Source organism: Amycolatopsis sp. NBC_01488, assembly GCF_036227105.1.
In the GTDB taxonomy this organism is placed as follows: domain Bacteria; phylum Actinomycetota; class Actinomycetes; order Mycobacteriales; family Pseudonocardiaceae; genus Amycolatopsis.
Map to the genome: position 1 here is coordinate 4,774,792 of NZ_CP109434.1, position 24,525 is coordinate 4,799,316.

Here is a 24,525-nt window from a genome sequence, read left to right on the forward strand (position 1 = left end):
GTCCCTGGAACGGACCAAGGGCCCGCCCCGCGGGACCCGCCCCCGATCACTTCGGCGGGCGTCGCGCACGGCGCACCCGGGCGTTCCGCACGGAGGGGCCGGGCGAACCACCCGCGCTCGACCGGGTGTCCCACGAACGGCGGAGGCCACGCCCCGGAGTCCTCGATCGCTCGTCCATCGATCCCCCAGTTCCGGCGTCTTCCCTGGCACCAGGAGAACCGCCATCAGGGGAATTCGAGGTTGGACTGATGATGTTGCACTCTGTCGCGGCTGCCGGATACGACAGCAAGCTCGACGATCCGCCGCGGGAGCCGGCGCTGGATCGCGTGGAGAGATCGATCCGGCCCGCCGTGCTGCAGGCGATCACGTCGATCCGGGACCGGTACTTCGAGTCGATCACGCTCGCCGACCTGGCGTCCGAGGTGTTCATCAGCCGGTTCCACTTCTCCCGCATGTTCGCCGACGCCACCGGTGTCACGCCCGGCCGGTTCCTGACCGCGGTGCGCCTCTTCGAGGCGAAACGGCTGCTGCTGACGACGTCGCTGAACGTCTCCGACATCGTGTGCAGCGTCGGCTACAGCAGCGTGGGCACGTTCACCAGCCGGTTCTCGCGCGCGGTCGGGATGACGCCGACGCAGTACCGGGAGCCGCAGGTCGCCGAGCTGCTCGTGGCGATCTCGCCGACGCTGCAACGGATTCCCCCGCTGCGGAAGCTGCGCGAGGCCGGCCGCAACTGCGCTTCGCTGCAGCCGGGCCCTGGTGTCCTGTCGATGCAGCTCGACCTGCCGGGCTCGGCGCCGGCGGACACCCTGGTCGGGCTCTTCGCCGACCCGGTGCCCCAGTGCGGCCCGGTCGCCTTCAGCGGCATGGCCGGCATGAAGTCGGGGGAGCTGACCCTGCACGGCGTGCCCGCCGGGCGGTGGACCGCGATCGCGGTCGCGCAGCACCGGACGAGCGCGGACGAGCCGTCGCTCTCGATCGGCTACACGACGGTGCAGGTGTCGCCGTTCGGCCGGTCCGCCGGCCGGGTCGCCCTGCGCGTGCCGGCCGCGACCGACGCACCGATCGCGGTCACGCTGGCTTCGAAGCAGTCCCCGTTCACCCAGCGGATGCTCTCCGCGCAGCGGCCGCACCTGCACGCCGCCTGATCCACCGACGAGCAAAGGACGACCAGGACGATGTCCACCTTGATCGGAGTCCTCCGCAAGCGCTTCCTCGCCCCGTCGCTGGCTTCGGTGGGGTTCGCCGAGCGCGGCTTCCCCGTCACCCACACCGACGCGACGGCCCGGCTGGAGGCGGTGCCGCAGGCGGTCGTGTGCGGGTTCGAATGGGCCATCGAGGGCGCGTCGCTGTGGGAGATCGAGCGGCGCCTCGCGCTCGTCGAACCCGAGCAGCGCGGGTTCGCCTACGAGGGCGCGACGATGGGGTACACCATCCTCGACGCCCTGCCGGGCGGCGGCCGCGACCGCACCCGCCTGCTGCTGGAAGGGCCGGCGCGCCCGCACATCTTCCTGACCTACATCGGCATCGGCTTCGCGATGGCGCGGCTGCCGCGTCCACTGTGGCGGAACGTGCTGCCCGAGCTGACCGGGGAGCCCTACCACCCCGTGATGAGCTGGCTCGCCGTCGACGGCTACGGCTTCGACCGCGCCTACTTCGACACCGAGAAGTGGGTCGAACGGCAGGCCGACCCGGTGCCCTACCCGTGGGACGGGCACCCCGAGTACTTCGGGCGGGCGTTCGACCAGGGGGTCGGCCGGGCGCTGTGGTTCATCCACGGCGGGAACCCGGAGGCGGTGGCCGCCGCGGTCGGGCGCTTCGCCGAGCACCGGCGGGCGGACCTGTGGAGCGGCGTCGGGCTGGCCTCGACGTTCGCCGGCGGCAGCGACCAGCTCGGGCTGACGAAGGTGCGCAAGGCGGCCGGGGAGTACTACGACCAGCTCGCACTGGGCGTGGTGTTCGCGGTGAAGGGCCGGACGTACGCGGGGTACGTGCCCGCGCACACCCACCTCGCCGCCGGCGTGCTCACCAGCCTGTCGGTGCAGGCGCTGCAGGACATCTCCGACCGGACCGAGGCCGTGGACGGCGACGGCGGCCCGCTCCCGCGGTACGAGCACTGGCGCGCCGCGATCCGGGCGGAATTCCGCTCCGGCCGCTATCGCGCGGTGGGCTGAAACACCGTCGTCCGGCCCGGTGGCAAACGTGGAGTAGAGCACCCGGTACGAAATCTGTGACCGTGGACGCAGCACTGAACACAAATCCGTGACCCGTGAGGGGGAAGTGCGTTGGGCGACGGTTGGCGCGCGCTGAGGCGCCGGATCCTGACACCGGACGTCTCCGAGACGTCCCTGGACAAGCGTGGTTTCCACAAGAAGAGCCCGCAGGCTCAGGACTTGCTGGAAACGGTGGGCCAGAACTTCCTGCTCGGTTACGCGCACGCCGTGGAAGCCCGCACGCCCGCGCAGTGCGAGGAATGGCTGGGCCGAATTCCGCCGCAGTTCCGCGGATTCGCCTACGAAGGCGCGGGAATGGGTTACGCGATGCTCGACGGCCTGCCGTTCGGCGACCGGCGGCACATCGAGGACTTCCTCGCCGGCCCGGCCGGGACCACGCAGCACTACATCATCCTGGTCGGCGTCGGCTGGGCGATGGCGCGGCTGCCGCGGTTCGCCTGGCCGAAGGCGGAGCGGTTCGACCCGCTGCTGCGCTGGCTCGTCCTCGACGGCTACGGCTTCCACCAGGCGTACTTCAAGACCGAGAAGTACGTGCGGCAGCAATACCAGGACCGCAGCTTCCCGTGGCCCTCGCCGGCGCACAGCGCCTACGCGCTGCGAGCGATGGACCAGGGCATCGGCCGCGCGCTGTGGTTCGTCTGCGGCACGGACGTCGACCTGGTGACCAGGACGATCGCCGGGTTCGACCCGGCCCGCCACGGTGACCTCTACGCCGGGGTCGGCCTGGCGTCGACCTACGCGTGCGGCGTGCGGGAGGACGAGCTGACCGAGCTCGCCCGGCGCGCGGGCGAGCACCGAGGGCAGCTCGCCCAGGGCAGTGCCTTCGCGGCCGACGCCCGGGTGACCGCGGGGCTGCTGATCCCCGAGACCGAGGTCGCCACCCGCGCGCTCTGCGGCCTGTCCGCCGAGCGCGCCGCGGCGATCACCCGGGAGGTGTGGCCGACGGAGGTCGTCGACGGCGAGCTCCCGGCGTTCGAAACCTGGCGGCAGCGGATCGCCGGCGAAGTGCTGACCCATGGAGGAGTGAACCCATGACCGCGACCTTGCGCTGGCTGCGCCGGCAGCTGGCCGGCCTCGTGGCGATCGCGTTGGTGCTGACGCTGTTCTTCGTCGCGCGCCTCCCGAGCGTCTCGGCTGCCGAGCAGGACCAGCTGGCCGCCAAGTTCCATTTCACCCCGATGACGATCGCGTTGCCGGCGGCGGCGAAGTCGCAGAACGTCCGCACGCTGAACAAGCAGTACGAGCACATCTCGGCGTGGATGTCCTCGACCGGCGCCGCGATCGCGATGAACGACCTCGACGGCGACGGCCTGGCCAACGACATCTGCCTGGTCGACCCGCGCAGCGACCAGGTCGTCGTGACCCCGACGCCGGGCAAGGGGCAGGAGCGCTACGCCCCGTTCGCGCTCGACCCGGCCCCACTGCCGACGTGGGACTACATGGCCCCGATGGGCTGTGTCCCCGGCGACTTCAACCAAGACGGCCGGATGGACCTTCTGGTCTACTACTGGGGCCGCACGCCAATCCTGTTCCTGCAGAAGGCCGGCGCCACCAAGCTTGATGCGTCGGCCTACGAGCCGGTCGAGCTCGTGCCGGGCAACAAGCGTGGCCCGGACGGCAAGTACAACGGCCCGCTGTGGAACAGCAACGCGGCCACCATCGGCGACTTCGACGGCGACGGTCATGTCGACGTCTTCGTCGGCAACTACTTCCCGGACAGCCGGGTCCTCGACCCGAATGCCGACGGCGGCATCACGATGAACCAGTCGATGTCGCACGCGAAGAACGGCGGCGGCAAGTACATCTACCGCTGGACCGGCGGCACCGCGGGGGCGCACCCGACCGCGACCTTCGCGGACGCTTCGGACGCGATCCCGCCGGACGACCGGTCCGGCTGGACGCTGGGCGCGAGCGCCACCGACATCGACGCCGACGGCCTGCCCGAGCTCTACATCGCCAACGACTTCGGGCACGACCACCTGCTCTACAACAAGTCCACGCCGGGTCACGTCGCCTTCGGCGAGGTCACCGGCGTCCGCGGGATCACCGACCCGAAGTCGAAGGTGCTCGGCAACGACTCCTTCAAGGGCATGGGCGTCGACTTCGGCGACTTCAACCACGACGGGCTCTACGACATCTTCGTCAGCAACATCACGACGTCGTGGGGTGTCGAGGAGTCGAACCTCCAGTTCGTCAACACCGCCAAGGACACCGCGGACCTGCGCAAGCAGCTGCAGGCCGGCGTGGCCCCGTTCCACGACGAAAGCGGACAAACCGGGACGGCGTGGTCCGGCTGGGGCTGGGACCCGAAGATCGAGGACTTCAACAACAGCGGTGACGTCCAGATCGCGCAGGCGACCGGGTTCATCAAGGGCCAGGTCAACCGCTGGCCGCAGCTGCAGGAGCTGGCCGTGGCCAACGACGGCATGACGTCCAACCCGTTCTGGTGGCCCAACGCCCGGCCCGGGGACGACCTCGCCGGTGACCAGACGCTGCACTTCTTCGTGAAGCGCTCGGACGGCACCTACGTCGACCTCGCGCCGAAGCTCGGCCTGGCCGTCCCGGTGCCCACCCGCGGCATCGGCGTCGGCGACGCGGACGGTGACGGCCTGCCCGAGTTCGCCGTCGCGCGGCAGTGGGAGCAGCCGGTCTTCTACCACAACGACAGCCCGAAGACGGGCAAGTTCCTGCAGCTGAAGCTGAGCACCGATGCCCCCGTGGCGCCGGGGCCGCTGCCGTCGGCCGGCTCGCCGGCGATCGGCGCCGAGGCCACCGTGACCACCGCGGACGGCAAGAAGTACGTGGGCCGCGTCGACGGCAGCAGCGGGCACTCCGGCCGCCGCAGCTTCGACGTCCAGATCGGCCTCGGCGAGAACGTCGCCGGTCCGCTGGCGGTGCACCTGCAGTGGCGGGACCGCACCGGGCAGCTGCGCACCCAGGACCTGAAGCTCGCGCCGGGCTGCCACACGTTCCAGCTCGGTACCCAGGCGAAGGAAGAGATGTGACGTCATGGCGACGCCCATAACGACCAAAGTGGACAGTGCCCCGCCGAAGCGGACCAACAAGGTCATCACGGCCCTGCGCCGCTTCGCCATCTCGATCACGATCTTCAACATCCTCGGCTACACCGTGCTCGGTTTCGAGCAGCCGTGGCTGTACCCCTTCCTCGCCGTGGGGACCGCGTACACCACGGAGATCCTGCTGGAGATCATCAACGCGAAGGTCACCAAGCGGCCGGTCCGCTTCCGCGGCAACGGGTTCCGGGGACTGGTGGAGTTCCTGTTCCCGGCGCACATCAGCGGCCTGGCGCTGAACATGCTGACCTACGTCAACGACCACGTCTGGGCGATGATCTTCGGGGTCGTCGTCGCGGTCGGCGCCAAGTGGGTGCTGCAGGCGCCGGTGTACGGCCGGATGCGGCACTACATGAACCCGTCGAACTTCGGCATCACGATCATGCTGCTGGTGTTCCCGTGGGTCAACATGACGCCGCCGTACCACTTCTCGGAGAAGGTCGACACCTGGGTCGGCTGGCTGATCGTCGCGGTCATCCTGATCTCGGGCACGGTGCTCAACTCGCTGCTGACCGGGCGGATGTGGCTGATCGCGGGCTGGCTGTCGTTCTTCGTCGTCCAGGCGTTCCTGCGCGGGGCGCTGTTCGGTACAGCCATCCCCGGGGCGCTGGCGATGGGCACTGGGATCGCGTTCGTGCTCTACACGAACTACATGGTGACCGACCCGGGCACATCGCCGTCGAAGCCGTTCTCGCAGTTCGCCTTCGGGGCGGGGGTCGCGCTGATGTACGGGTTCTTCACCGCCTCGCACATCGCCTACGGGCTGTTCTTCGCCACCGCGAGCGTGTGCCTGATCCGCGGGCTGTTCCTGTGGGGCCTGCACTTCTCGAACCAGGCGCGGATCAAGTTCGAGGCCGAGCAGGCCGCGCAGAAGGCGACGCTCGCCGTGGCACCGCCCGCCCAGGCCGGCGACGAGAAGCCGCTCGCGGCGTGAACCCGGAGCGCCGGGTGACGGCGCTCCACTTCGGACAGTCAGGAGGTAGGCCGGTGGCCGGCGAAGAGGAAGTCCAGGTGCTGACCCTGGAGGCGTACGCCGACACGATCGTGCCGGGCGAGAAGCGGTTCCCGGAGGACCGCTCGGTGGCGGGTGCCGCCCCGGGCCCCGGTGCGGTGGAGGCGGGTGCGCTGGATCTGCTGAACCACGACGCTACCGGCGTCACCGCCGGCCTGCCGTACCTGGTGCAGTCGCTCAACGACCACGCGAAGGCGTACGCGGGGGAGGTCGAGCTGGAGCTGGACCTCGACCTCCCGCCGTTCGTCGCGTTGCCGTACGAGCACCGGCGGGCCCTGGTGACCCGGCTGACGAAGCCGGGGCACCCGGAGAAGGAGGGCTGGGTCAGCCTGGCGCTGTTCTGCAACATGGCCTACGACACCGCCCCGCACCGGCACACCGCCGAGGCGCTGGCGGCCGGGCACCCGGGCCTGCTCGCGCTGGGCTACCGGCTGCCGGACGCCGACGGCCTGTGGCGGTTCCCCAAGTTCTCCTACGGCCGCAAGCTGGCCGAACTGCATCCCGACACCACACCTTCGGGGAGTCCCGCATGAGCGCGATCGAGAAGACCGACGTCGTCATCGTCGGCAGCGGCTTCGGCGGGTCGATCCCGGCCTACCACCTCGCCGCGGGCGGCGCCAAGGTGGTCGTGCTCGAGCGCGGGCCGTGGCTGGCCGCGGACGACTTCGAGCACGACTACCTGCTCGGGTCGTCCTACACGCGGGTGTTCGACTTCGTCGCCGGCGACGGGATGAGCGTGCTCGGCGGCAACTGCGTCGGCGGCGGGAGCGTGGTGTACTTCGCCGCGATGCCGCGGGCGCCGAAGTTCGTCTTCGACCGCCACGGCAGCATCGGCCGCCGCATGTGGCCGGCCGAGATCAGCCGGGACTCCCTGGAACCGTGGTACGACCGGGTCGACGAGTCGATCCCGGTGTCCAAGCAGGACTGGACCGACGTCTCCTACGCGGGCGGGCTGTGGGCCGCGGCCTGCAACCACTCAGGGCGCACGGCGAACCCGGCGCCGGTGGCGGTGGACAACGACCGGTGCACCAACTGCAACTTCCAGATGGCGGGCTGCCGGTTCGACGCGAAGCGCTCGATGCTGACGAACTACCTGCCCGCCGCGCTGGCGCACGGTGCGCAGATCCGGCCGCTGCACGAGGTGGAACGGCTCGAGCGCACGGAGGACGGCGGCTACCGGGTCCACTTCGACCTGATCGACGAGGTGGACTACCGCATCCACAACGGATCCGGCGTGATCGAGGCGAAGGTCGTCATCATCGCCGCGGGCGCCGGCGCGACGCCGGTCATCCTGCAGCGCTCCGAATCCGCGCTGGGCAAGATGCCGCACGGCGTCGGCCGGTACTTCTCCGGCAACGGCGAACGGCTGAACACCGCGATCATCGACGAGGACCGCGTGCGCGAGGTGCTCGGACTGTCCCGTGAGGACGGTGCGGTGTACGCGGCCAACCACATCGGCAAGGGCCCGACGGTGGCGAACTGGGACAAGCTCGACGGTTCCCTGCCCGAGTACGAGCGGTACTCGCTGGAGCAGCTGTACTTCCCGCCCGGGCTCGGCACCATCCTCGCGCAGGCGCCCGGCGGCGAAGAGCCGCGGTGGTTCGGCGCGGAGAAGAAGGAAATCCTCAAGCAGTGGGCCAACTGGCTCACCATCTTCCTGATGACCGAGGACGACAACGAAGGCGTCTTCGGCACCCCGCCGCCCACCGGCAACGCCTACCGCATCTCGCAGCAGATGCTCGGCCGCGGGCCGCTGCGCTACGAGCCGACGGCGAACACCCGGCGCGGCTGGGCGCTGGCGGACGCGGACTGCAAGGCGATCATCGAGAAGGACGGCCTGGCGAAGGTCTCGCCGTGGACCAACGACGTCGTCGGCGCGTACACCGTGCACCCGCTGGCCTCCTGCCGCATCGGGGACGACCCGGAGACCTCCGCGCTGCACCCCAGTCACGAACTGCGGGACCACGCGGGGATCTTCGTCACCGACAGCGCGTCGGTGCCCGGCGCCCTGACGGTGAACCCCGCCATGACGATCGCGGCGCTGGCCGAGCGGGCCGTCCCGGGCATCGTCCGCGCGCTGAACGAGCGCGGGGTCGACGTCCGGTACGGCGCCCCGGCGCCCGACGGGTCGATCACCGGCCGTCGGGCCGTTTCGAAGCTGGACCTGGTGGCGGGCAGCTGAGCCGGCCGGACGAGAGGACGGGACAAAGTGACTGACACGACAGCGGTGCTCGCCGACCTGACCGCGGAGGCCGCCGAGGTCGACGCGCTCGTGGCCGGCCTCACCGAAGCGGAATGGGAGACGCCCACGCCCGCACCGGGCTGGCGGGTCCGCGAGCAGATCGCCCACCTCACCTTCATCCTGCGCATCGCCGGCCTGGCCGCGGCCCAGCCGGAGGTCTTCGTCGCCATGACGAAGTCGCTCACCGGCGGCCTCGACGTCGCCGTCGACGCGGCGCTGAAGGAGTTCGAACACGACCCGGCGGAAGTGCTGCTGACGAAGTGGCGGGCCGATCGCGACACCGCGATCAAGGCGCTCGCCGCGGTGCCGGGCGACCAGCTCGTGCCGTGGCTGGTGCGGCCGCTGCCGCCGTACGTGCTCGCGTGCGCCGGGATGATGGAGCTGTTCGGGCACGGCCAGGACATCGCCGACGCGCTCGGCGTGCGCCGGGTGCGCACCGGGCGGCTGCGCCACCTCGTGGGCTTCGCCGTCCGCGTCCGGGACTTCGGCTACGAAGCGCACCAGCTGACGCCGCCGGACACCGACTTCCGGTTCGAGATCACCGGGCCGTCGGGCGAGCTGTGGACCTTCGGGCCCGAGGACTCGCCCGAACGGATCACCGGCGGCGCGGAGGACTTCTGCCTGCTGGTCACCCGCCGCCGGCACCGCGACGACCTCGGCCTGCGGGCCGAGGGTGCGCTGGCCGATCGGTGGCTGGACATCGCGCAGGCGTACCGGGGTCCGGCGGGCGACGGCCGGCGGGCGGGCCAGTTCGGCGACTGAGCGCAAATCTGTCCACTGTGGAGTGAACACGATTTGTCGCAGCGTGCGGCCTCGGTGGCCGCGGGCATGGAGAGAGAAGACGAGACCGGCCGGCCGCGACATGCTGGAACGGATCGGTTACTGGGGCACAAAAGCCAGTGGGAGTGCGGTGGCATGAGCGGTGAGCGGATTTCGATCGTGGGTATCGGTCTCCGGTACCCGGACGCAGGTTCCCCGGAGGAGCTTTGGGAGAACGTGCTGGCCGGCCGCCGGGCGTTCCGGACGCTGCCCGACGAGCGGATGAACCGGGCGGACTACTATTCGCCCGATCCCAAGGCGCCGGACCGGTTCTACGCGCAGAAGGCGGCGGTGCTGCGCGACTACGAGTTCGACCGCGTCGCCCACAAGGTGGCCGGCAGCACGTTCCGGGCCACCGACACGACGCACTGGCTCGCCCTGGACGTCGCCCAGCAGGCGCTGGCCGACGCCGGGTTCCCCGAGGGCGATGGCGCGCCGAAGACGGCGACCGGCGTCGTCATCGGCAACAGCCTGACCGGCGAGTTCTCCCGCGCCAACGTCCTGCGGCTGCGCTGGCCCTACGTCCGGCGCACGGTCGCCGCGGCGCTGGCCCAGCGCGGCTGGGGCGACGAGGAGACGGCGGACTTCCTGCGCGAGCTGGAGGGCCAGTACAAGGAGCCGTTCCCGGAGATCAACGAGGACACCCTCGCCGGCGGCCTGGCGAACACCATCGCCGGCCGGGTCTGCAACCACTTCGACTTCGCCGGTGGCGGCTACACCGTCGACGGTGCGTGCTCCTCTTCGCTGCTGTCCGTGGTGAGCGCGTCGAACGCGCTGGCGCAGGGCGACCTCGACGTCGCCGTCGCCGGCGGGGTGGACCTGTCCATCGACCCGTTCGAGGTGATCGGCTTCGCGAAGACCGGTGCGCTCGCCAAGCGCGAGATGAAGGTCTACGACGCCGATTCGAACGGCTTCTGGCCCGGTGAGGGCTCGGGCATGCTCGTGCTGATGCGCGAAAGCGACGCGATCGAGCAGGGCAAGCGGATCTACGCCTCCGTGACCGGCTGGGGCATCTCCTCCGACGGCAAGGGCGGGATCACGCGGCCGGAGGCGGCGGGGCACCAGCTCGCCCTGAAGCGCGCCTACACCCGCGCCGGCTACGGCGTCGAGACCGTGTCCTACTTCGAGGGCCACGGCACCGGCACCGCGCTCGGTGACGCCACCGAGATCGAAGCGCTCTCCACCGCCCGCCGCGAAGCGGACCCGCTGGCCAAGCCGGCCGCGTTGTCCACGATCAAGGGCAACATCGGGCACACCAAGGCCGCGGCCGGCGTCGCCGGGCTGATCAAGGCGACGCTCGCGGTGTACCACCAGGTGATCCCGCCGGCCACCGGGCACTTCGACCCGCACGAGTCGCTGGTCGGCGACTCCGCCCGGATGTACGTGCCGCGAGAGGCCGGCCTGTGGCCGCCCGAGCAGCCCGTGCGCGCCGGGGTGTCCGCCATGGGCTTCGGCGGCATCAACTCGCACATCACGGTGGCTGAGGCACCGGACGCGGCCCGGCGCGGCGAGCTCGACGAACGCTCCCGCGCGCTGGTCGCCGGCCGCCAGGACGCCGAACTGCTGCTGTTCGACGCCGACGACGTCGCCGGGCTCCGCGGCCGGCTCGCCGCGCTGCTCGAGATCGTGCCGAAGCTGTCGTTCGCCGAGCTGACCGACCTGGCCGGCGCACTGGCCGCCGAGCTGTCGGGCAAGCCGGTGCGGGCCGCGGTCGTCGCGGCGAACCCCGAGCAGGCCGAGCGGAAGCTGACCCGGCTGCTCGAGCTGCTCGAGGGCAGCGACTCCGTGTTCGAGGGCGCGGACGGGATCTTCGCGAGCACGCGGCCCACCGCGCCGAAGATCGGGTTCCTCTTCCCCGGCCAGGGTTCCGGGCGGGGCGGGGAGAGCGCGCTGCGCCGCAGGTTCGCCACCGCCCGCGACATCCACGACGCGGCGGCGTTGCCGGTGGCCGGCGACCAGGTCGCCACCGAGGTGGCGCAGCCGAGGATCGTCACCGGATCGCTCGCCGGCCTGCGCGTCCTGCGCTCGTTCGGCATCGAAGCGAGCACCGCGACCGGGCACAGCCTCGGCGAGCTCACCGCACTGCACTGGGCGGGCGCGCTGGGCGAGCGGGACGTGCTGAAGCTCGCGAAGATCCGCGGCCGGGTGATGGCGACCGAGGTCGGTCCCGGCATCGGCGCGATGGCGGGCATCGCCGCGTCGCCCAGCCGGACCGAAGAGCTCGGCCTGGGTTCGGACGTCGTCATCGCCGGCTACAACTCGCCCCAGCAGACGGTGATCTCCGGACCGGCCGCCGCGGTCGACCGCGTGGTCGCCCAGGCGAAGGCCCAGGGAGTCGGCGCGGCCCGGATCAAGGTGTCGCACGCGTTCCACTCCCCGGTGGTCGAGCCCGCGGCGGTCGCGATGACCGAGCAGCTCGGCGGATTCACCTTCGCGCGGCTCGAGCGGCCGGTGGTCTCCACGGTGACCGGCGACGTCCTGCACGCCTCGGAGAACCTGCCGGAGCTGCTGCGCGAGCAGATCGTGCTGCCGGTCCGGTTCCGCGAAGCGGCGGCGAAGGTCGCCGAGCGCAGTGACCTGGTGGTCGAGGTCGGCCCCGGCCGGGTGCTCACCGGGCTGTTCGAGGAGATCGCACCGGGTACGCCGGTGCTCGCGCTCGACACGGACAACGGCTCGCTCGCCGGTGTGCTGCGGGTGCTCGGCGCGGCGTTCGCACTGGGTGCGCCGGTCGACCCGGAGCAGCTCTTCGCCGGCCGGGTGGTGCGCGCGCTGCCGGCCGACGGGGTCTTCAAGTTCCTGGCCAGCCCGTGCGAGGCGGCTCCGGCGATCGACGCCGACCTCGCCGCCGAGCTCGCCGCCGCGCAGGCGACCGACGCCTCCGCGGCCGCGGAGGCCGGGACCGCCGACGCCGGCAGCACCACCCTCGACCTGCTGCGCAAGCTCGCGGCCGAGCGCGTCGAGCTGCCGCTGGAGACGGTCACCGCCGACACGCACCCGCTCGACGACCTGCACCTGTCGTCGATCACGGTGGGGCAGCTGGTCAACGACGTCACCCGGGCGCTGGGCCGGCCCGCGCTCGAAGGCATGCCGAACTTCGCGACCGTCTGCCTCGGCGACCTCGCCGAGATGATCGACGAGCTGGCGCAGACGGCCAAGCCCGCGGACACCGCGGGCAAGGGCGAAGCACCCGGCATCGGGCCGTGGGTCCGGCCGTTCGCGGTCGAGTACCTGCCGGCGGCCCGGCCGGTCGCGGACCTCGCGGCGGGCGCCGGCACCGGGCAGTGGCAGGCCTTCGCCACGCCGCGGCACCCGCTCGCCGAGCCGCTGCGGGCCGCGCTCGCCCGCAGCGGCGCCGGGGACGGCGTCCTGCTGTGCCTGCCCGCCGACTGCGACGCGAGCCACGTCGGGCTGTTCCTCGACGCGGGCCGCGCGGTCATGGCCGCGCCCAACGGCACGCGGTTCGTCGTGGTGCACCACGGCTTCGGCGCTTCCGGCCTGGCGAAGACGCTGCGGCTGGAGGACCCGTCGGCCAAGACCACGATCGTCGACCTCGCGGACCCGGTCCCGGCCGAGCCCGAAGCGATCGACACGGCGGTGGCGGCCGTGGTCGCCGAAGTGGCGGCGACCAACGACTTCATCGAAGCCCGGTACGACGCCCAGGGCGGCCGTTCGGTGCCGAAGCTGGTCAGCCTCCCGGCCGCGCCGTCCGGGCCGGTCCGCGAGAGTCTGGACCGCACCGACGTCCTGCTGGTCACCGGCGGCGGCAAGGGCATCACCGCGGAAAGCGCGCTGGCGATGGCGAAGGACTCCGGCGCGAAGCTCGCGCTCCTCGGGCGCAGCGACCCCGAGCAGGACACCGAGCTGGCGGAGAACCTCGACCGCATGGAGGCGGCGGGCATCCTCCACCGCTACGAGCGGGCCGACGTCACCAACGCCGCGCAGGTCGCCGAAGCCGTCGCCCGGATGGAGGCCGCCCTCGGGCCGGTCACCGCGGTCCTGCACGGCGCGGGCCGCAACGAGCCGGCCGCGTTGTTCAGCCTGACCGAGGACACCTTCCGCAAGACCCTCGCGCCGAAGATCGGCGGCCTGAACGCCGTGCTGAACGCGGTCGACCAGGACCGCATCAAGCTGCTGATCACCTTCGGCAGCATCATCGGGCGCGCCGGCCTGCGCGGCGAGGCGCACTACTCGACGGCGAACGACTGGATGACCGAGGCGACGCTGCGCTTCGGCCGCGAACACCCGCAGGCCCGCGTGTTCGCGCTGGAGTGGTCGGTCTGGTCCGGCACCGGCATGGGCGAGAAGCTCGGCGTCGTGAGCGCCCTGATGCGCGACGGCATCACGCCGATCCCGCTCGACGACGGCATCGCGATCCTGCGCCGGCTGCTCTCCGACCCGGGCACCCCGCCGGTGCTGGTGGTCTGCGGCCGGATGAACGGCCTGCCCACGCTGCCGATCCAGCGGCGCGAGCTGCCGCTGACCCGGTTCATCGACCGGACGGTCGTGCACTACCCCGGGGTCGAGCTGATCACCGAGGCGGAGCTGTCCGCGGGCAGCGACCCGTACCTGGCCGACCACCTGCTCGACGGCCAGCTGCTCTTCCCGGCCGTGCTGGGCATGGAGGCGATGACCCAGGTCGCGTCCGCCACGCTCGGGCGCGGCGGCACCCCGGTGCTCGAAGGCGTCGAGTTCCTGCGGCCGATCATCGTCTCGCCGGGCAAGTCGACCACCATCCGGCTGGCCGCGCTGGCCCGGGACGCCGACACCGTCGACGTCGTGGTCCGCAGCGAGGAGACCGGCTTCAGCGCCGACCACTTCCGGGCCCGGCTGAACTACGTCCGGCCGGAGGTGCTCGGCGAGGCCGCGCCGCGGGACGTCGCGCTGCCGGCGGTGCCGGTGGACCCGATCCGCGAGCTCTACGGCTCGGTCCTGTTCCAGGGCAAGCGGTTCCAGCGCGTCGTCGGTTACCGGCGGGCCAGTGCCCGGCACGCCGTCGCGGAGATCTCGACCACCGCGAACGTGTCGTGGTTCGCGCCCTTCCTGCCGCAGGAACGGCTCCTGGCCGACCCGGGCACCCGGGACGCGATGATGCACGCGATCCAGTGCTGCGTGCCGAACGCGACCCTGCTGCCGCAGAGCATCGAGAAGCTCTACCTGGCCGCGCCGGGCGAGCAGCACGACGAGTACGTCCTGCTCGACGCCCGCGAGCGGTCCCAGGACGGCGACAGCTTCGTCTACGACCTCGACGTCCGGAACCCGGACGGCAAGCTCGTCGAACGCTGGGAAGGCCTGATGCTGCGGGCGGTCCGCAAGAACGAGGGCGCGGGCCCGTGGGTCCCGTCGATGCTCGGCTCCTACCTCGAGCGGGCGTGCGAGCGGCTGCTCGGCGGCACGCGGGCCGTCGTCCTCGAGCCGGACCCGGCGGACCGGCCGTGCGAAGGGATCGCCGAACGGCGGGCCCAGACCGCGCTGGCCGCGGGCCGCACCCTCGACCGGCCGGTCGAGATCCGGTACCGCCCGGACGGCAAGCCGGAGCTCGACGGGGTCGAGGTCACCGCGTCGCACACGGCGCAGCTGACCCTGGCCATCACCGGCACCGGGCTGGTCACGTGCGACATCGAGACCGCGATCGAGCGGACCGACGAGGACTGGGCCGGGCTGCTCGGCGAAGAGCTCGTCGCCGTCGGCCGGTTGCTGGCCGCGGACACCGGCGAGCCGGTCGCGGTGGCCAACACGCGGGTCTGGAGCGCGCTGGAGTGCGTGCGCAAGACCGGCGAGATGACCCAGGCGATCACCGTGCGCCGGGTCGAGGCCGACGGGTGGGCCCTGCTCGCCAGCGGCGGAGCCCTGATCGCCACCTGGTCGACCACCATCGACGACCGCCCGGACCCGGTGGTCTTCGCTGTCCTCCACGCAGAGGGGAACCGAGCATGACCGGCTACTACGAGCTCCGCCACACGGTCGGCTTCGAAGAGACCAACATGGTGGGCAACGTCTACTACGTCAACTACGTCCGGTGGCAGGGGCGCTGCCGCGAGATGTTCCTCGTCGAGCGGGCCCCGGCCGTGCTGGAGGACATCCGCGGCGACCTGAAGCTCTACACGCTCAAGGTGGAGTGCGAGTTCTTCGCCGAGATCACCGGGTTCGACGAGCTGTCCATCCGGATGCGCCTGGAGGAACTGACCCAGACGCAGCTGCAGTTCACCTTCGACTACGTCCACCTGCACCCGGACGGCGAGCGGCTGGTCGCCCGCGGCCGGCAGCGGATCGCGTGCATGCGCGGGCCGAACTCGGCCACGGTGCCGGTGCGGGTGCCGGAGGCGCTGCTGGAGGCGCTGGCCCCGTACGCGACGGCGTCGGCGCTCAACGGCAAGGGAGCGTGAACAGTGGGCTCTCCAGGGGCGAACTCCGTCGAACGGCGGCCGTTGCAGCGGTTGCCGAAGTCGAAGGCCCACCGCGGGCTTTCGCCGGAGCCGGCGCTGCGCCAGGTGATGGCGCAGTTCGCGACGGGCGTCACGGTGCTCACGGCCGGGGGTGAAGACGCGCACGGGATGACGGCGAACGCGTTCTCGTCGGTTTCGCTGGACCCGCCGCTCGTGCTGTGCTGCGTGGCCAAGGCGGCCCGCATGCACAGCTCGATCGTCACCGCGGGCTCGTTCGCGGTGAACGTCCTGGCGGCCGACCAGCAGCGCCTGTCGGAGTACTTCGCCGACTGGCGGCGCCCGGACGGGATGGCCCAGTTCGACGCGGTGGGCAGCACGCCGGGCGCGCGCACCGGCGCCCCGCTGCTCACCGGTGCACTGGCGTGGCTCGAATGCGAGCTCGCCCAGGTGCTCGACGGCGGCGACCATTCGATCTTCCTCGGCCGGGTCGTCGCGACCGGCCGGGGGAGCGGGACCGACGCCCTCGTCTTCTACGGCGGCGGCTACCACCACGTGGACGGCCGGGCCCGAGCGGCGTGACACCGGCGACGGGCCCGGCCGACCCCGGGGCCGCATCGACAGGAGGAGGCTGACCATGACCGCCAGCGACGCAGGACGCCCGGACGCCGGCGCCCCCGCGACCCCGGAGCCCGCCCCGATCGACCAGCTCGTCCGCCCCATGCCCCGGCTGGGCCGCGGCCTGGTCTGGTCGGACGTCGTCGCCGAGATGCAGCGCGACCTGGAGGAGCGGACGAGGGATGCCGCGTGAGCGGTTCCTTCGACGGCGGCGCCCGGCGCGCGGACGACACGGACGTGGTGCCGGTGCCGCCGGAGGTGCGCGCCGGGCGCCGCCGGCTCGCCCGGCCCGGTGACGGCGGCGACGCGCAGGTGATCGCGCTCGCCGGCGCCGCCGGCCGGGCCCCCGAACCCGCGCCCGGCATGCCGTTGCTGCGCCAGCGGCACCAGGAGCTGCGCGAGCACATCGTCGACGGCAAGCTCGACGCGGTGCGGCGCCAGCACTCGCTCGGCAAGCTCACCGCACGGGAACGGCTCGCGCTGCTGCTCGACGAAGACTCGTTCGTCGAGCTCGAGCCGTACCGGCGGCACCAGGCGACCGGCCACGGCCTGACCGCGAACCGGCCGCACACCGACGGCGTCGTCACCGGCTCCGGGACCGTCGACGGCCGCCGGGTGTTCGTCTACGCCCAGGACTTCACGCTCTTCGGCGGGTCGCTGGGGGCGGCGCACGCGGCGAAGATCCACCGGGTGCTGGACCTCGCGGTCGCCACCGGCGCGCCGGTGATCGGGCTCAACGACAGCGGCGGCGCGCGGATCCAGGAAGGCGTGCTCGCGCTCAACGGCTACGGCGGGATCTTCCGCCGCCAGGTCGACGCGTCCGGGGTGGTCCCGCAGATCAGCGTGATCCTCGGGCCGTGCGCCGGCGGCGCCGCGTACTCCCCGGCGTTGGCCGACTTCACGTTCATGGTGCGCGACACCGCGCGGATGTACCTGACCGGCCCCGACGTCGTCGAGGCGGTCACCGGCCGGCGGGTCAGCCACGAGGAGCTCGGCGGCGCCGACGTGCACGGCACGCATTCGGGGGTCGCCGCGGTGGTGCACGACGACGAGGAGGACTGCCTCGCCGACGTCCGCTACCTGGTTTCCCTGCTGCCGTCGAACTACCTCGAGCCACCGCCCGCGACGGCCCCGACCGGCGCGACCGAGGACTACCGGCCGCGGCTGGCGGACATCGTCCCGGCGGCCCCGAACCAGCCGTACGACATGCGCGAGGTGTTCGCCGAGATCGCCGACGACGGCGAGTTCTTCGAGGTCCACGCCGGCTGGGCGCGCAACGTGCTGTGCGCGCTCGCGCGCGTCGACGGCCGGGTCGCCGGGTTCGTCGGCAACCAGCCGATGGTGTCCGCGGGCGTGCTCGACGGGCCGGCCTCGCAGAAGGCCGCGCGGTTCGTCCGGTTCTGCGACGCCTTCGGCATCCCCCTGGTCAGCCTGGTCGACGTCCCCGGCTTCCTGCCCGGCGTGGAGCAGGAGCGGAGCGGGATCATCCGCCAGGGCGCGCAGCTGCTGCACGCCTACTGCGAGGCGACCGTGCCGCGGATCCAGGTGATCCTGCGCAAGGCCTACGGAGGCGCGTACATCGTGATGGACTCGCGGTCCATCGGGTGCGACCTGTCCCTGGCCTGGCCGACGAACGAGATCGCCGTGATGGGCGCCGAGGGCGCGGTGAACGTGCTGCACCGCCGGGATCTCGCGGCCGCGGCGGACCCGGCGGCGTTGCGCGCCCGGCTCGTCGCGGAGTACACCGAGGAGTACCTCGACCCGCACTACGCGGCCGAGCGCGGCCTGGTGGACGACATCATCGACCCGGCGGCGACGCGCGCGGCGATCGCCCGCGGCCTGGCCATGCTGCAGGACAAGCGCAAGCCCGGGCCGGCCCGCAAGCACACCAACCCGCCGGTCTGACGGGGGCACGGGGATGTCTGCGGTGGAGGAACTGGTCCTGGTGGTCCGCGGCCGCCCGGACGACGCCGAACTGGCGGCGCTGGTGGCGGTACTGCTGCGGTGCGCCTCTTCGCCGGGCCCGGGGGGCCCGTCGCGTTCGGCGTGGGCGGGCGAGCCGTGGCGGCCGGCGGCCGGCGGGTGGCGGCGCTCCGGCTTGCCGAGGTGAGTTCACGGTTCGTCCGAAAGCCTCGTCCCGGTGGCGTACCCCCGGGACGGGGCTTTTCGTTGTCCGGAAAGGGAAAAGCCCCGCCTCCGCGTGCACCCTCGACGGGGTGGGAACGCGGAGGCGGGGCTTCCGGGGTGAGCGCCGGTCCGCGGCTCTTCGCCGAACCCGGCCCGGCGCCCCGTTCAGGCGGGGTCCGGTTCGGCGAGCCAGGTGCTGACCCGGCGGGCCGCCGCCATGCTCGCCCACGCCGCCAGCTCCAGCAGCGTGCCGTCGCCCGGAGTGGTGGCCCGGTACGCCGCCACCAGGCCCTCGTCGACCTGGTAGGACGCCAGCGCGATCGCCAGCGCCAGGCGGCCGGCCGCGCGTTCGGCCTCGGGCAGCTCCGCCACGGCCTCGCCGAGCCAGGCCCGGCTCAGGCCCGGCGGCTGACCGTCCCATGTGGACAGCCGAGCCTGTACCAGCGCGCGCACGCCGGGCGGCACCGCCCGCGCGCCCGCCGCCTCCGCGGCCGCGTACGCACGGGCGAAGGCGTCCTCGACGGTCGCGTTCCCGCGAGCCCAGCCCAGCTCGGCCGGGACGGGCACCGCGGGCAGCAGGTCCAGCGACGCCCCCGGCCGCGGCCCCGAGTCCGCCCGCGGCCGCAGCACGCCGCCCAGCACCCGGCGCGCCCGCGGCTTCGCGGACTCCGGGACGTGCGACGGGAACGGCGAGTCGCGCAGGAACACGTTGACCACGCGGTTGTAGTACTGGAACGCCACCGCCACGCCGATCAGCTCGGGGGCCTGCGCCGCGGTGAACGGGGGGACGCCCGCCGCTCCGGTCGCCGACACCCGGGCCCACTTCTCGAGCGCGTCCCGGTCGGACTCGCCGACCGGGATCGCGGCCAGCGTCATGCCGTGCACGTCGACGCAGTAGGGGCAGCTGTTGGCCGCGGAGACCCCGGTGGCCACCGCTTCCTTGGCGGCCCGGTCCGCGATGCCCTGGGCCAGCAGGGTTTCGCGCAGGATCGTCCACGCCGCGGCGAGGACGTCCGGCGCCGCGGAGTGCAGCGCGACCGGCGGGGCGAGCATGCCGAACTCGCGCTCGACCTGCCGGTACACCTCGGCTACCCGGCCGGTGGCCCGGGCCCGCGGGACCACCCGGACGAACCGGGTGTCCCGCAGGGACCGGCGCACCGCCAGCCGGACCAGTCCGGCGACCATCGCGGGCCCTACCGGGCCGCGCGGGCGATCACGGCGCCCACGACGAAGTCCGGGTACTCCTCGGCGATCGCGTCGACGTCCGGCAGCACGGTGACGTCGGCGAGCCCGGCCGCCTCGAACGTGGCGCGCCAGGCCGCCGGCGTCAGGAAGCCGTGCGTCGGGCGCTTCACCGGGTCGGTCATGACGTCGGTGAAGCTGTCGAGGAAGTCGAAGATGATCTCGGCGTGGATGGGCCGCGACAGCTTCGTCGGGCGCACGCACTCGGACACGACGACCGCCCCGCCCGGCTTCAGCGCCTTCGCCGCCTCGGCGACGACGAAGTCCAGGTCGGGCGCCACGTGGAAGCAGTTCACCGCGTAGACCGCGTCGAACGTGCCCGGCTCGACGCCCTGGGCCTCCCACGGAAGCGTCATGTCGACCCGGGCCGACTCGACGGTCGTCGTCGGGGACGCGGCCGCCGTCGCCGCCTTCTCGCCGTGCCGGGCGAACGTTTCGGCCACCTCGGTGAACCGGTAGCGCGTGACGTCGGCGCCGAGGGTGCGCAGCACCTGCTCCGCGCCGCTGCCGCAGCCGCCGCCGATCTCGAGGATCTCGAACGTGCCGGCCGCCTCGGCCGCCAGCCGGGAAAGCGCTTCCGCCCCGACCTTGTTGTTGATGGAGTACAGCAGGTTGTCGTTGGAGAAGTACTTCAGCCACAGCGGGAGCTTGTCCGGCGCGAAGAGGATCTCGTCCCCGGCGGCCTCGCCGGCGAAGAACTTCTTCGCCTCGGTGACCAGCGTCCCCAGGATCTCGACGGCGACCGCGGCACCCGGCTCCCGCACGGCGAGCTCGGCCGCGACGTCGTCGAAGTCCGGCACGGCCACCGCGCCGGGCACGTAGCGGCTGCCGTCGCGGACGAGGATCCCCGAGTCCGACAGCTTTTCGTAGAGGAAGTGCAGCGGGATCGTCCGGCGCCACGGGATCGACAGGTCCCGCTTGGCCTGCTGGACCGAGATCCCGTCGGCGGTGGGCACGGCGCCGATCGCGGCGAGGATCCGGTGCGCGGTCGCGTCGACGAGGCGCGCGAACGTCTCGTTCGCCGCCAGGAACCGGAACGGGAAGTGCGCGCGGACCCGCTCGTCGGCGATGGCGGCGCGCAGCTTCGCGAACTCCGCCGCCTTCGGGTGCTGCTCGGGTGTTCCGTACGCGTGCTCCGCCGAGTCACTCATGATCTTCACTCACTTTCGCGATGTCGGACGGTCAGGCCGCGGAACGGCCGGCTGCCGGGAAGTGGCGGACGGTGAGGGGGAGCCCGCCGCCGAGCCGCAGCGACATCATCGGCTCGGGCTTGGCCGCGTACCCCGGCACCGGGTCGAAGCTCAGGTCGCGCAGCAGCGTGGAAATGATGAAGGTCGCTTCCATCATCCCCAGGTGGTTGCCGACGCAGAACCGCGGACCGGCGCCGAACGGGATGTGCGCGTAGCGCGGCCGGTCCACCGGGACGTCCGGGTCGAACCGCTCGGGGTCGAACCGGTCCGGCTCCGGCCAGTACCGCGGGTGCCGGTGCAGGGTGTACGGGCAGATCAGCACCTCGGCGCCGGCCGGCACGTGGTAGCCGCCGACCTCGTCGTCGGCCAGCGCGCGGCGCGGGAGGATCCACACCGGCGGGCGCAGCCGCATGGCCTCCTGCAGCACCATGTGCGTGTAGCGCAACGACGTCAGGTCCGCGTAGGCCGGACGGCGGTCGCCGTAGACCGCGACGGCCTCCTCGTGCAGCCGGTCCCCGACTTCCGGGTGACGGCTGACCAGGTCGAGCGTCCAGCCGACGGTGCTGGCCGTGGTCTCGTGCCCGGCCAGCAGCAGCGTCACCAGCTCGTCGCGCATGCGGCGGTCGCCGACGCGCTTGTCGGTCTCCCGGGCGGTGGAGGCGATGAGCCGGGTCAGCACGTCGTCGCCGGCCGCGGAGGGCTGGGCCTTCCGCCGTTCGACGAGCGCGCCGACCACCTCCTGGAGGTGGTCGCGGGCCGAGCGGAACGCGCGCTGCCCCTTCAGCGGCAGCCACCGCGGCACCATGCCGAGCGTTTCCATCTCGAACATGGCCTGGTCCTGCACGGCCTCGAAGGAGTGCTCGACGCCGTCGAACTCGCCGAGGTCGATGTCCAGCAGGGTGCTGCCGAGCACGCCCAGCGTGAGGGCGGTGACCTCGGTCAGCACGTCGGCCGGGCGGCCGCGGCCGGCGTGCGCGGCGAGCCGCTCGACCAGGCCGAGCGCCTCGTCGACGATCACGTCGGCCTGCGCGGCGATCCGCTTGTGCTGGAACACCGGCTGGATGGTGCGCCGCTGTTCCTTCCACAGCGCGCCTTCCGACGTCAGCAGCCCGTCGCCCAGCGCCCGCTTGGCCTCCGTGTAGCCGATGCCCTTGTGGTAGTTGGCCGCGTTGTCCGCGAGCACGTGCTTGGCGTGGTCGGGGTGGTTGAAGATGTAGAGCGTCTTCGGGCCGATCGCCACCCGCACGGCGTCGCCGTACTCGCGGACCGCCTCGCTCATCAGGCCCAGCCGGTCCGCGCGCAGCTTGCGCAGGATGCCCGGAGCCGCCCGGCGGGGCGGTCCCGGTGGCACGCGCCGCGAGCCGGTCATGCGGAGACGGCGTCCGTGCCGGGGAAGGGCAGGCCGACCTTCGAGGTCGTGTTCTGGTAGGCGGCGAGCTGCCACTGGCCCTCGGTGCGCACGACGAGCCAGGACGCCCGGATGGCCTGCGCGTCGGACACCTCGGTCTCGCCTTCCGCCAGGACACCGCCCGAGGACAGCAGCAGGGCGACGTCGGCGCCGAGGAACCGCAGGCCGATCGGCTTGCCGACGACCTGCGTGCCGGCGTAGTGGCTCGCGAACGCGTCGGCGAAGTAGGCCTTGATGTCCTGGCGGCCCTTCCGGAACACGCCGGGCAGGATCAGCGTCCCGTCGTCGGTGAACAGGTCGGCGATCGACGCGGCGTCCTGGTGCGCCCAGGCCGCGAGGAGGCGCTGGGGGATCACTGCGACGGCCGCCTGGTCGGCGGCCGACACCTCGGTCGTGGTCATGGTGCTTCCTTTCGGCGCGAGCGACGGAAACCGCGGGCGGACGAAGGAAACTGGCCCCGAACGCGGGCGCTCGTCTCCCAGCCGGCCGGTCCAGGTTCGCATCGGCGCCGCGCCGGCCACGTCTCCCGCAGTGCGGATCGCCGTGGTCAGGCCGCCGATCCGCGGGCGCGGACCGGGGCGTGGGTGCTGTGGCCGGCGTGCACCGCGACGTAACGGACTTCGCCGTCGATCAGCACTTCCAGCTCGGTCCGCCGGCCCGGTTCGAACGCGCCGCCGCACGCCGCGCAGGTGCGCTGGCGCGCAGCCGCGCCTCCCTCGGCGAGCGAAGCCGGGCCGGTGGCGTCTCCGGCGCGGACGCGGCGCGGGGCGGGCTTCTCGGTCATGGGGCACCTCCTGTGCGGACGCCGGCGTCGTCACCGGGCGGGCGTGCGGAACTCCGGTCCGGCCAGTGCACACCGCACGGGTTCGGCGGGACGACTTGTGCGTTGCGCAACCGCCGCGGTATGGCGGATCCACCGGTGCGGCAGCGCACGGCGGGAGATGCCGCCGCGCCCGCGCCCCGGCCAGACTGGAAGCCGTTTGGGCCGGAGTGTCACCGGGCCCGGCGCGGACCAGGCCCGCGACCCGTCCGGGTGCCCGGCGGAGGTTTGAGGGGGAGGCCGGCTGATGGCGATGCGCCTCCAGCTCACCGAGGGGTTCGAGCTGCTCGAGGAGTGGGCCGAATCGGCGTCGCAGGCCGAGCGGAACGTCCTGTACGAGGCCCTGTTCGCCGTCGGCGACGGATCCGCTTTCCTGATCTACGACATTTTCGGCGACCCGCGTGACCGGAGCAATTTCATCCTCGCGGTGAAACCGGCCCTGGTGCTGAAAGTCCTGCTGCGGCGCGCGGATTCGTCGTTCGCGATCCGCTACATCGGCGCACCGGACGACGACCGCGTCGACGCCGTCGAGGACACCGCGCCCGCCCAGGAGCAACCGAGCAGCCCGGACGGGGCCTAGCGGGACGTGGCCGTGTCCGGAAAGCCCGGTGTCCCGGTAGCACGCACGTCAATCTCGCCGGCCGCACCCGCAGGGCCGGCACCTCGACCGCGGGGCGGCGGCCGGGCGCGCCGATCACGAAGTCGATCATGAATTCCTCACCTTGACAGTTTCTCTCAGCATGTGAAAGCCTTTTTACGTTTGCTGGTCAGCCCTCATTACTGGGGTCTTCAACATAGGAGGCTGCACCATGTCATCACCTGAATTGCCGGGGTTGGACGTCTCCGGCCGCGTGCGGGCCCGTGATATTCAGATGACCGGTGTGGCCGACCTCGGCCGCCGGGTGCTGATGATCACCGGCGCGATCGACACCACCGACCACGACGTCGCGGTCAACGTGACCCTGCCGGAGCCGGGCCGCTGGCAGGTCATCAAGGCCGAGACGAACCTCACCGACCGGACCTGGGTGGCCATGCAGGCGGTGCTGGACGAGGATTCGACGTTCGTCGACGACGCCGGCACCGCGGTGATGTCCCCGCAGTTCGCCAAGAGCTTCATGACGCCGGACCAGCGGCGGCTCACCTTCTACGACGGCGAAGTGCGCCCGGGCGAAGCCGTGCTGAAGATGTATTCGATGGAGACGAGCGGCCGCAAGCCGGGCTACTTCTACTCCCGCTACAGCCCGATCGCCACCGACAGCGCCGAACAGTCCGAGGCGACGCTGGACCAGCTGGTCAGCGACGGGATGCAGCAACGCCCGGTGATCGAGCTGATCGTGCCGATCACCGTCGTCGACTGAG

Annotated in this window: 21 protein-coding genes; 16 read left to right on the forward strand and 5 right to left on the reverse strand. The window is 72.3% G+C overall.

Annotation, left to right across the window (positions count from 1 at the left end; translation table 11 throughout):
- Positions 1-248 precede the first annotated feature (248 nt).
- The 14 genes from OG738_RS23115 to OG738_RS23180 all read left to right on the forward strand — a co-directional run bounded on the left by OG738_RS23115 (position 249) and on the right by OG738_RS23180 (position 18,489).
- Positions 249-1,148: a helix-turn-helix transcriptional regulator gene (locus tag OG738_RS23115; RefSeq protein WP_329044018.1), complete on the forward strand. Its 900-nt coding sequence runs from the start codon at positions 249-251 to the stop codon at positions 1,146-1,148.
- Positions 1,149-1,178: 30 nt separating this feature from the next.
- Positions 1,179-2,174, forward strand: a complete 996-nt coding sequence (locus OG738_RS23120) for a DUF1702 family protein (protein ID WP_329044020.1) — start codon at positions 1,179-1,181, stop codon at positions 2,172-2,174.
- A gap of 111 nt (positions 2,175-2,285) precedes the next feature.
- Positions 2,286-3,269, forward strand: coding sequence for a DUF1702 family protein (locus OG738_RS23125; protein WP_329044021.1), 984 nt, complete (start codon positions 2,286-2,288; stop codon positions 3,267-3,269).
- Positions 3,266-5,239 (forward strand): CRTAC1 family protein, encoded by a 1,974-nt coding sequence (locus OG738_RS23130; protein WP_329044024.1) that lies wholly within the window; start codon positions 3,266-3,268, stop codon positions 5,237-5,239. The genes OG738_RS23125 and OG738_RS23130 overlap by 4 nt, the downstream gene beginning before the upstream one ends.
- Before the next feature lie 4 nt (positions 5,240-5,243).
- Complete coding sequence (locus tag OG738_RS23135) at positions 5,244-6,242, forward strand: enediyne biosynthesis protein (protein ID WP_329044025.1); 999 nt, start codon at positions 5,244-5,246, stop codon at positions 6,240-6,242.
- A gap of 53 nt (positions 6,243-6,295) precedes the next feature.
- Entirely contained in the window at positions 6,296-6,853 is a 558-nt protein-coding gene (locus tag OG738_RS23140) for a DUF5987 family protein (protein WP_329044026.1), read from the forward strand.
- Positions 6,850-8,502, forward strand: coding sequence for a GMC family oxidoreductase (locus tag OG738_RS23145; RefSeq protein WP_329044028.1), 1,653 nt, complete (start codon positions 6,850-6,852; stop codon positions 8,500-8,502). The genes OG738_RS23140 and OG738_RS23145 overlap by 4 nt, the downstream gene beginning before the upstream one ends.
- Positions 8,503-8,529: 27 nt before the next feature.
- Positions 8,530-9,324, forward strand: coding sequence for a TIGR03084 family metal-binding protein (locus tag OG738_RS23150; protein WP_329044030.1), 795 nt, complete (start codon positions 8,530-8,532; stop codon positions 9,322-9,324).
- Between the two features lie 153 nt (positions 9,325-9,477).
- Positions 9,478-15,315, forward strand: coding sequence for a type I polyketide synthase (locus OG738_RS23155; RefSeq protein ID WP_329044032.1), 5,838 nt, complete (start codon positions 9,478-9,480; stop codon positions 15,313-15,315).
- Entirely contained in the window at positions 15,312-15,764 is a 453-nt protein-coding gene (locus OG738_RS23160) for an acyl-CoA thioesterase (protein ID WP_329044034.1), read from the forward strand. Before OG738_RS23155 ends, OG738_RS23160 begins: the two co-directional genes overlap by 4 nt.
- 3 nt (positions 15,765-15,767) lie before the next feature.
- Entirely contained in the window at positions 15,768-16,343 is a 576-nt protein-coding gene (locus tag OG738_RS23165) for a flavin reductase family protein (protein ID WP_329044037.1), read from the forward strand.
- A 55-nt stretch (positions 16,344-16,398) separates the two neighbouring features.
- The gene (locus OG738_RS23170) at positions 16,399-16,572 is read left to right on the forward strand and encodes a DUF6222 family protein (protein ID WP_329044039.1); all 174 of its coding nucleotides are present in this window, start codon (positions 16,399-16,401) and stop codon (positions 16,570-16,572) included.
- Positions 16,569-18,284 (forward strand): acyl-CoA carboxylase subunit beta, encoded by a 1,716-nt coding sequence (locus OG738_RS23175; RefSeq protein WP_329044040.1) that lies wholly within the window; start codon positions 16,569-16,571, stop codon positions 18,282-18,284. The genes OG738_RS23170 and OG738_RS23175 overlap by 4 nt, the downstream gene beginning before the upstream one ends.
- Positions 18,285-18,306: 22 nt before the next feature.
- A complete protein-coding gene (locus OG738_RS23180) occupies positions 18,307-18,489 on the forward strand; it encodes an acyl-CoA carboxylase subunit epsilon (RefSeq protein WP_329044041.1) in 183 nt (60 codons plus the stop codon).
- A gap of 182 nt (positions 18,490-18,671) precedes the next feature.
- On the opposite strand, the gene OG738_RS23185 is transcribed toward OG738_RS23180, so the two are convergent.
- From OG738_RS23185 to OG738_RS23205, 5 genes are all read right to left on the reverse strand, one after another.
- A complete protein-coding gene (locus tag OG738_RS23185; RefSeq protein ID WP_329044042.1) occupies positions 18,672-19,691 on the reverse strand; it encodes a carboxymuconolactone decarboxylase family protein in 1,020 nt (339 codons plus the stop codon).
- A gap of 8 nt (positions 19,692-19,699) precedes the next feature.
- Positions 19,700-20,899: a class I SAM-dependent methyltransferase gene (locus tag OG738_RS23190; protein ID WP_329044044.1), complete on the reverse strand. Its 1,200-nt coding sequence runs from the start codon at positions 20,897-20,899 to the stop codon at positions 19,700-19,702.
- 31 nt (positions 20,900-20,930) lie between these two features.
- Positions 20,931-22,307: a cytochrome P450 gene (locus tag OG738_RS23195; protein WP_329044046.1), complete on the reverse strand. Its 1,377-nt coding sequence runs from the start codon at positions 22,305-22,307 to the stop codon at positions 20,931-20,933.
- A complete protein-coding gene (locus tag OG738_RS23200; protein ID WP_329044047.1) occupies positions 22,304-22,747 on the reverse strand; it encodes an SgcJ/EcaC family oxidoreductase in 444 nt (147 codons plus the stop codon). The genes OG738_RS23195 and OG738_RS23200 overlap by 4 nt, the downstream gene beginning before the upstream one ends.
- 146 nt (positions 22,748-22,893) lie before the next feature.
- On the reverse strand, positions 22,894-23,130 hold the full coding sequence (locus OG738_RS23205; protein WP_329044048.1) for a hypothetical protein: 237 nt from the start codon (positions 23,128-23,130) through the stop codon (positions 22,894-22,896).
- A gap of 283 nt (positions 23,131-23,413) precedes the next feature.
- On the opposite strand from OG738_RS23205, the gene OG738_RS23210 reads away from it, so the two are divergent.
- Together OG738_RS23210 and OG738_RS23215 are read left to right on the forward strand one after the other, a co-directional pair.
- On the forward strand, positions 23,414-23,746 hold the full coding sequence (locus tag OG738_RS23210) for a DUF6235 family protein (RefSeq protein WP_329044049.1): 333 nt from the start codon (positions 23,414-23,416) through the stop codon (positions 23,744-23,746).
- 292 nt (positions 23,747-24,038) lie between these two features.
- Positions 24,039-24,524, forward strand: a complete 486-nt coding sequence (locus OG738_RS23215; RefSeq protein ID WP_329044051.1) for a DUF6423 family protein — start codon at positions 24,039-24,041, stop codon at positions 24,522-24,524.
- The last annotated feature ends 1 nt before the right edge of the window (position 24,525 follow it).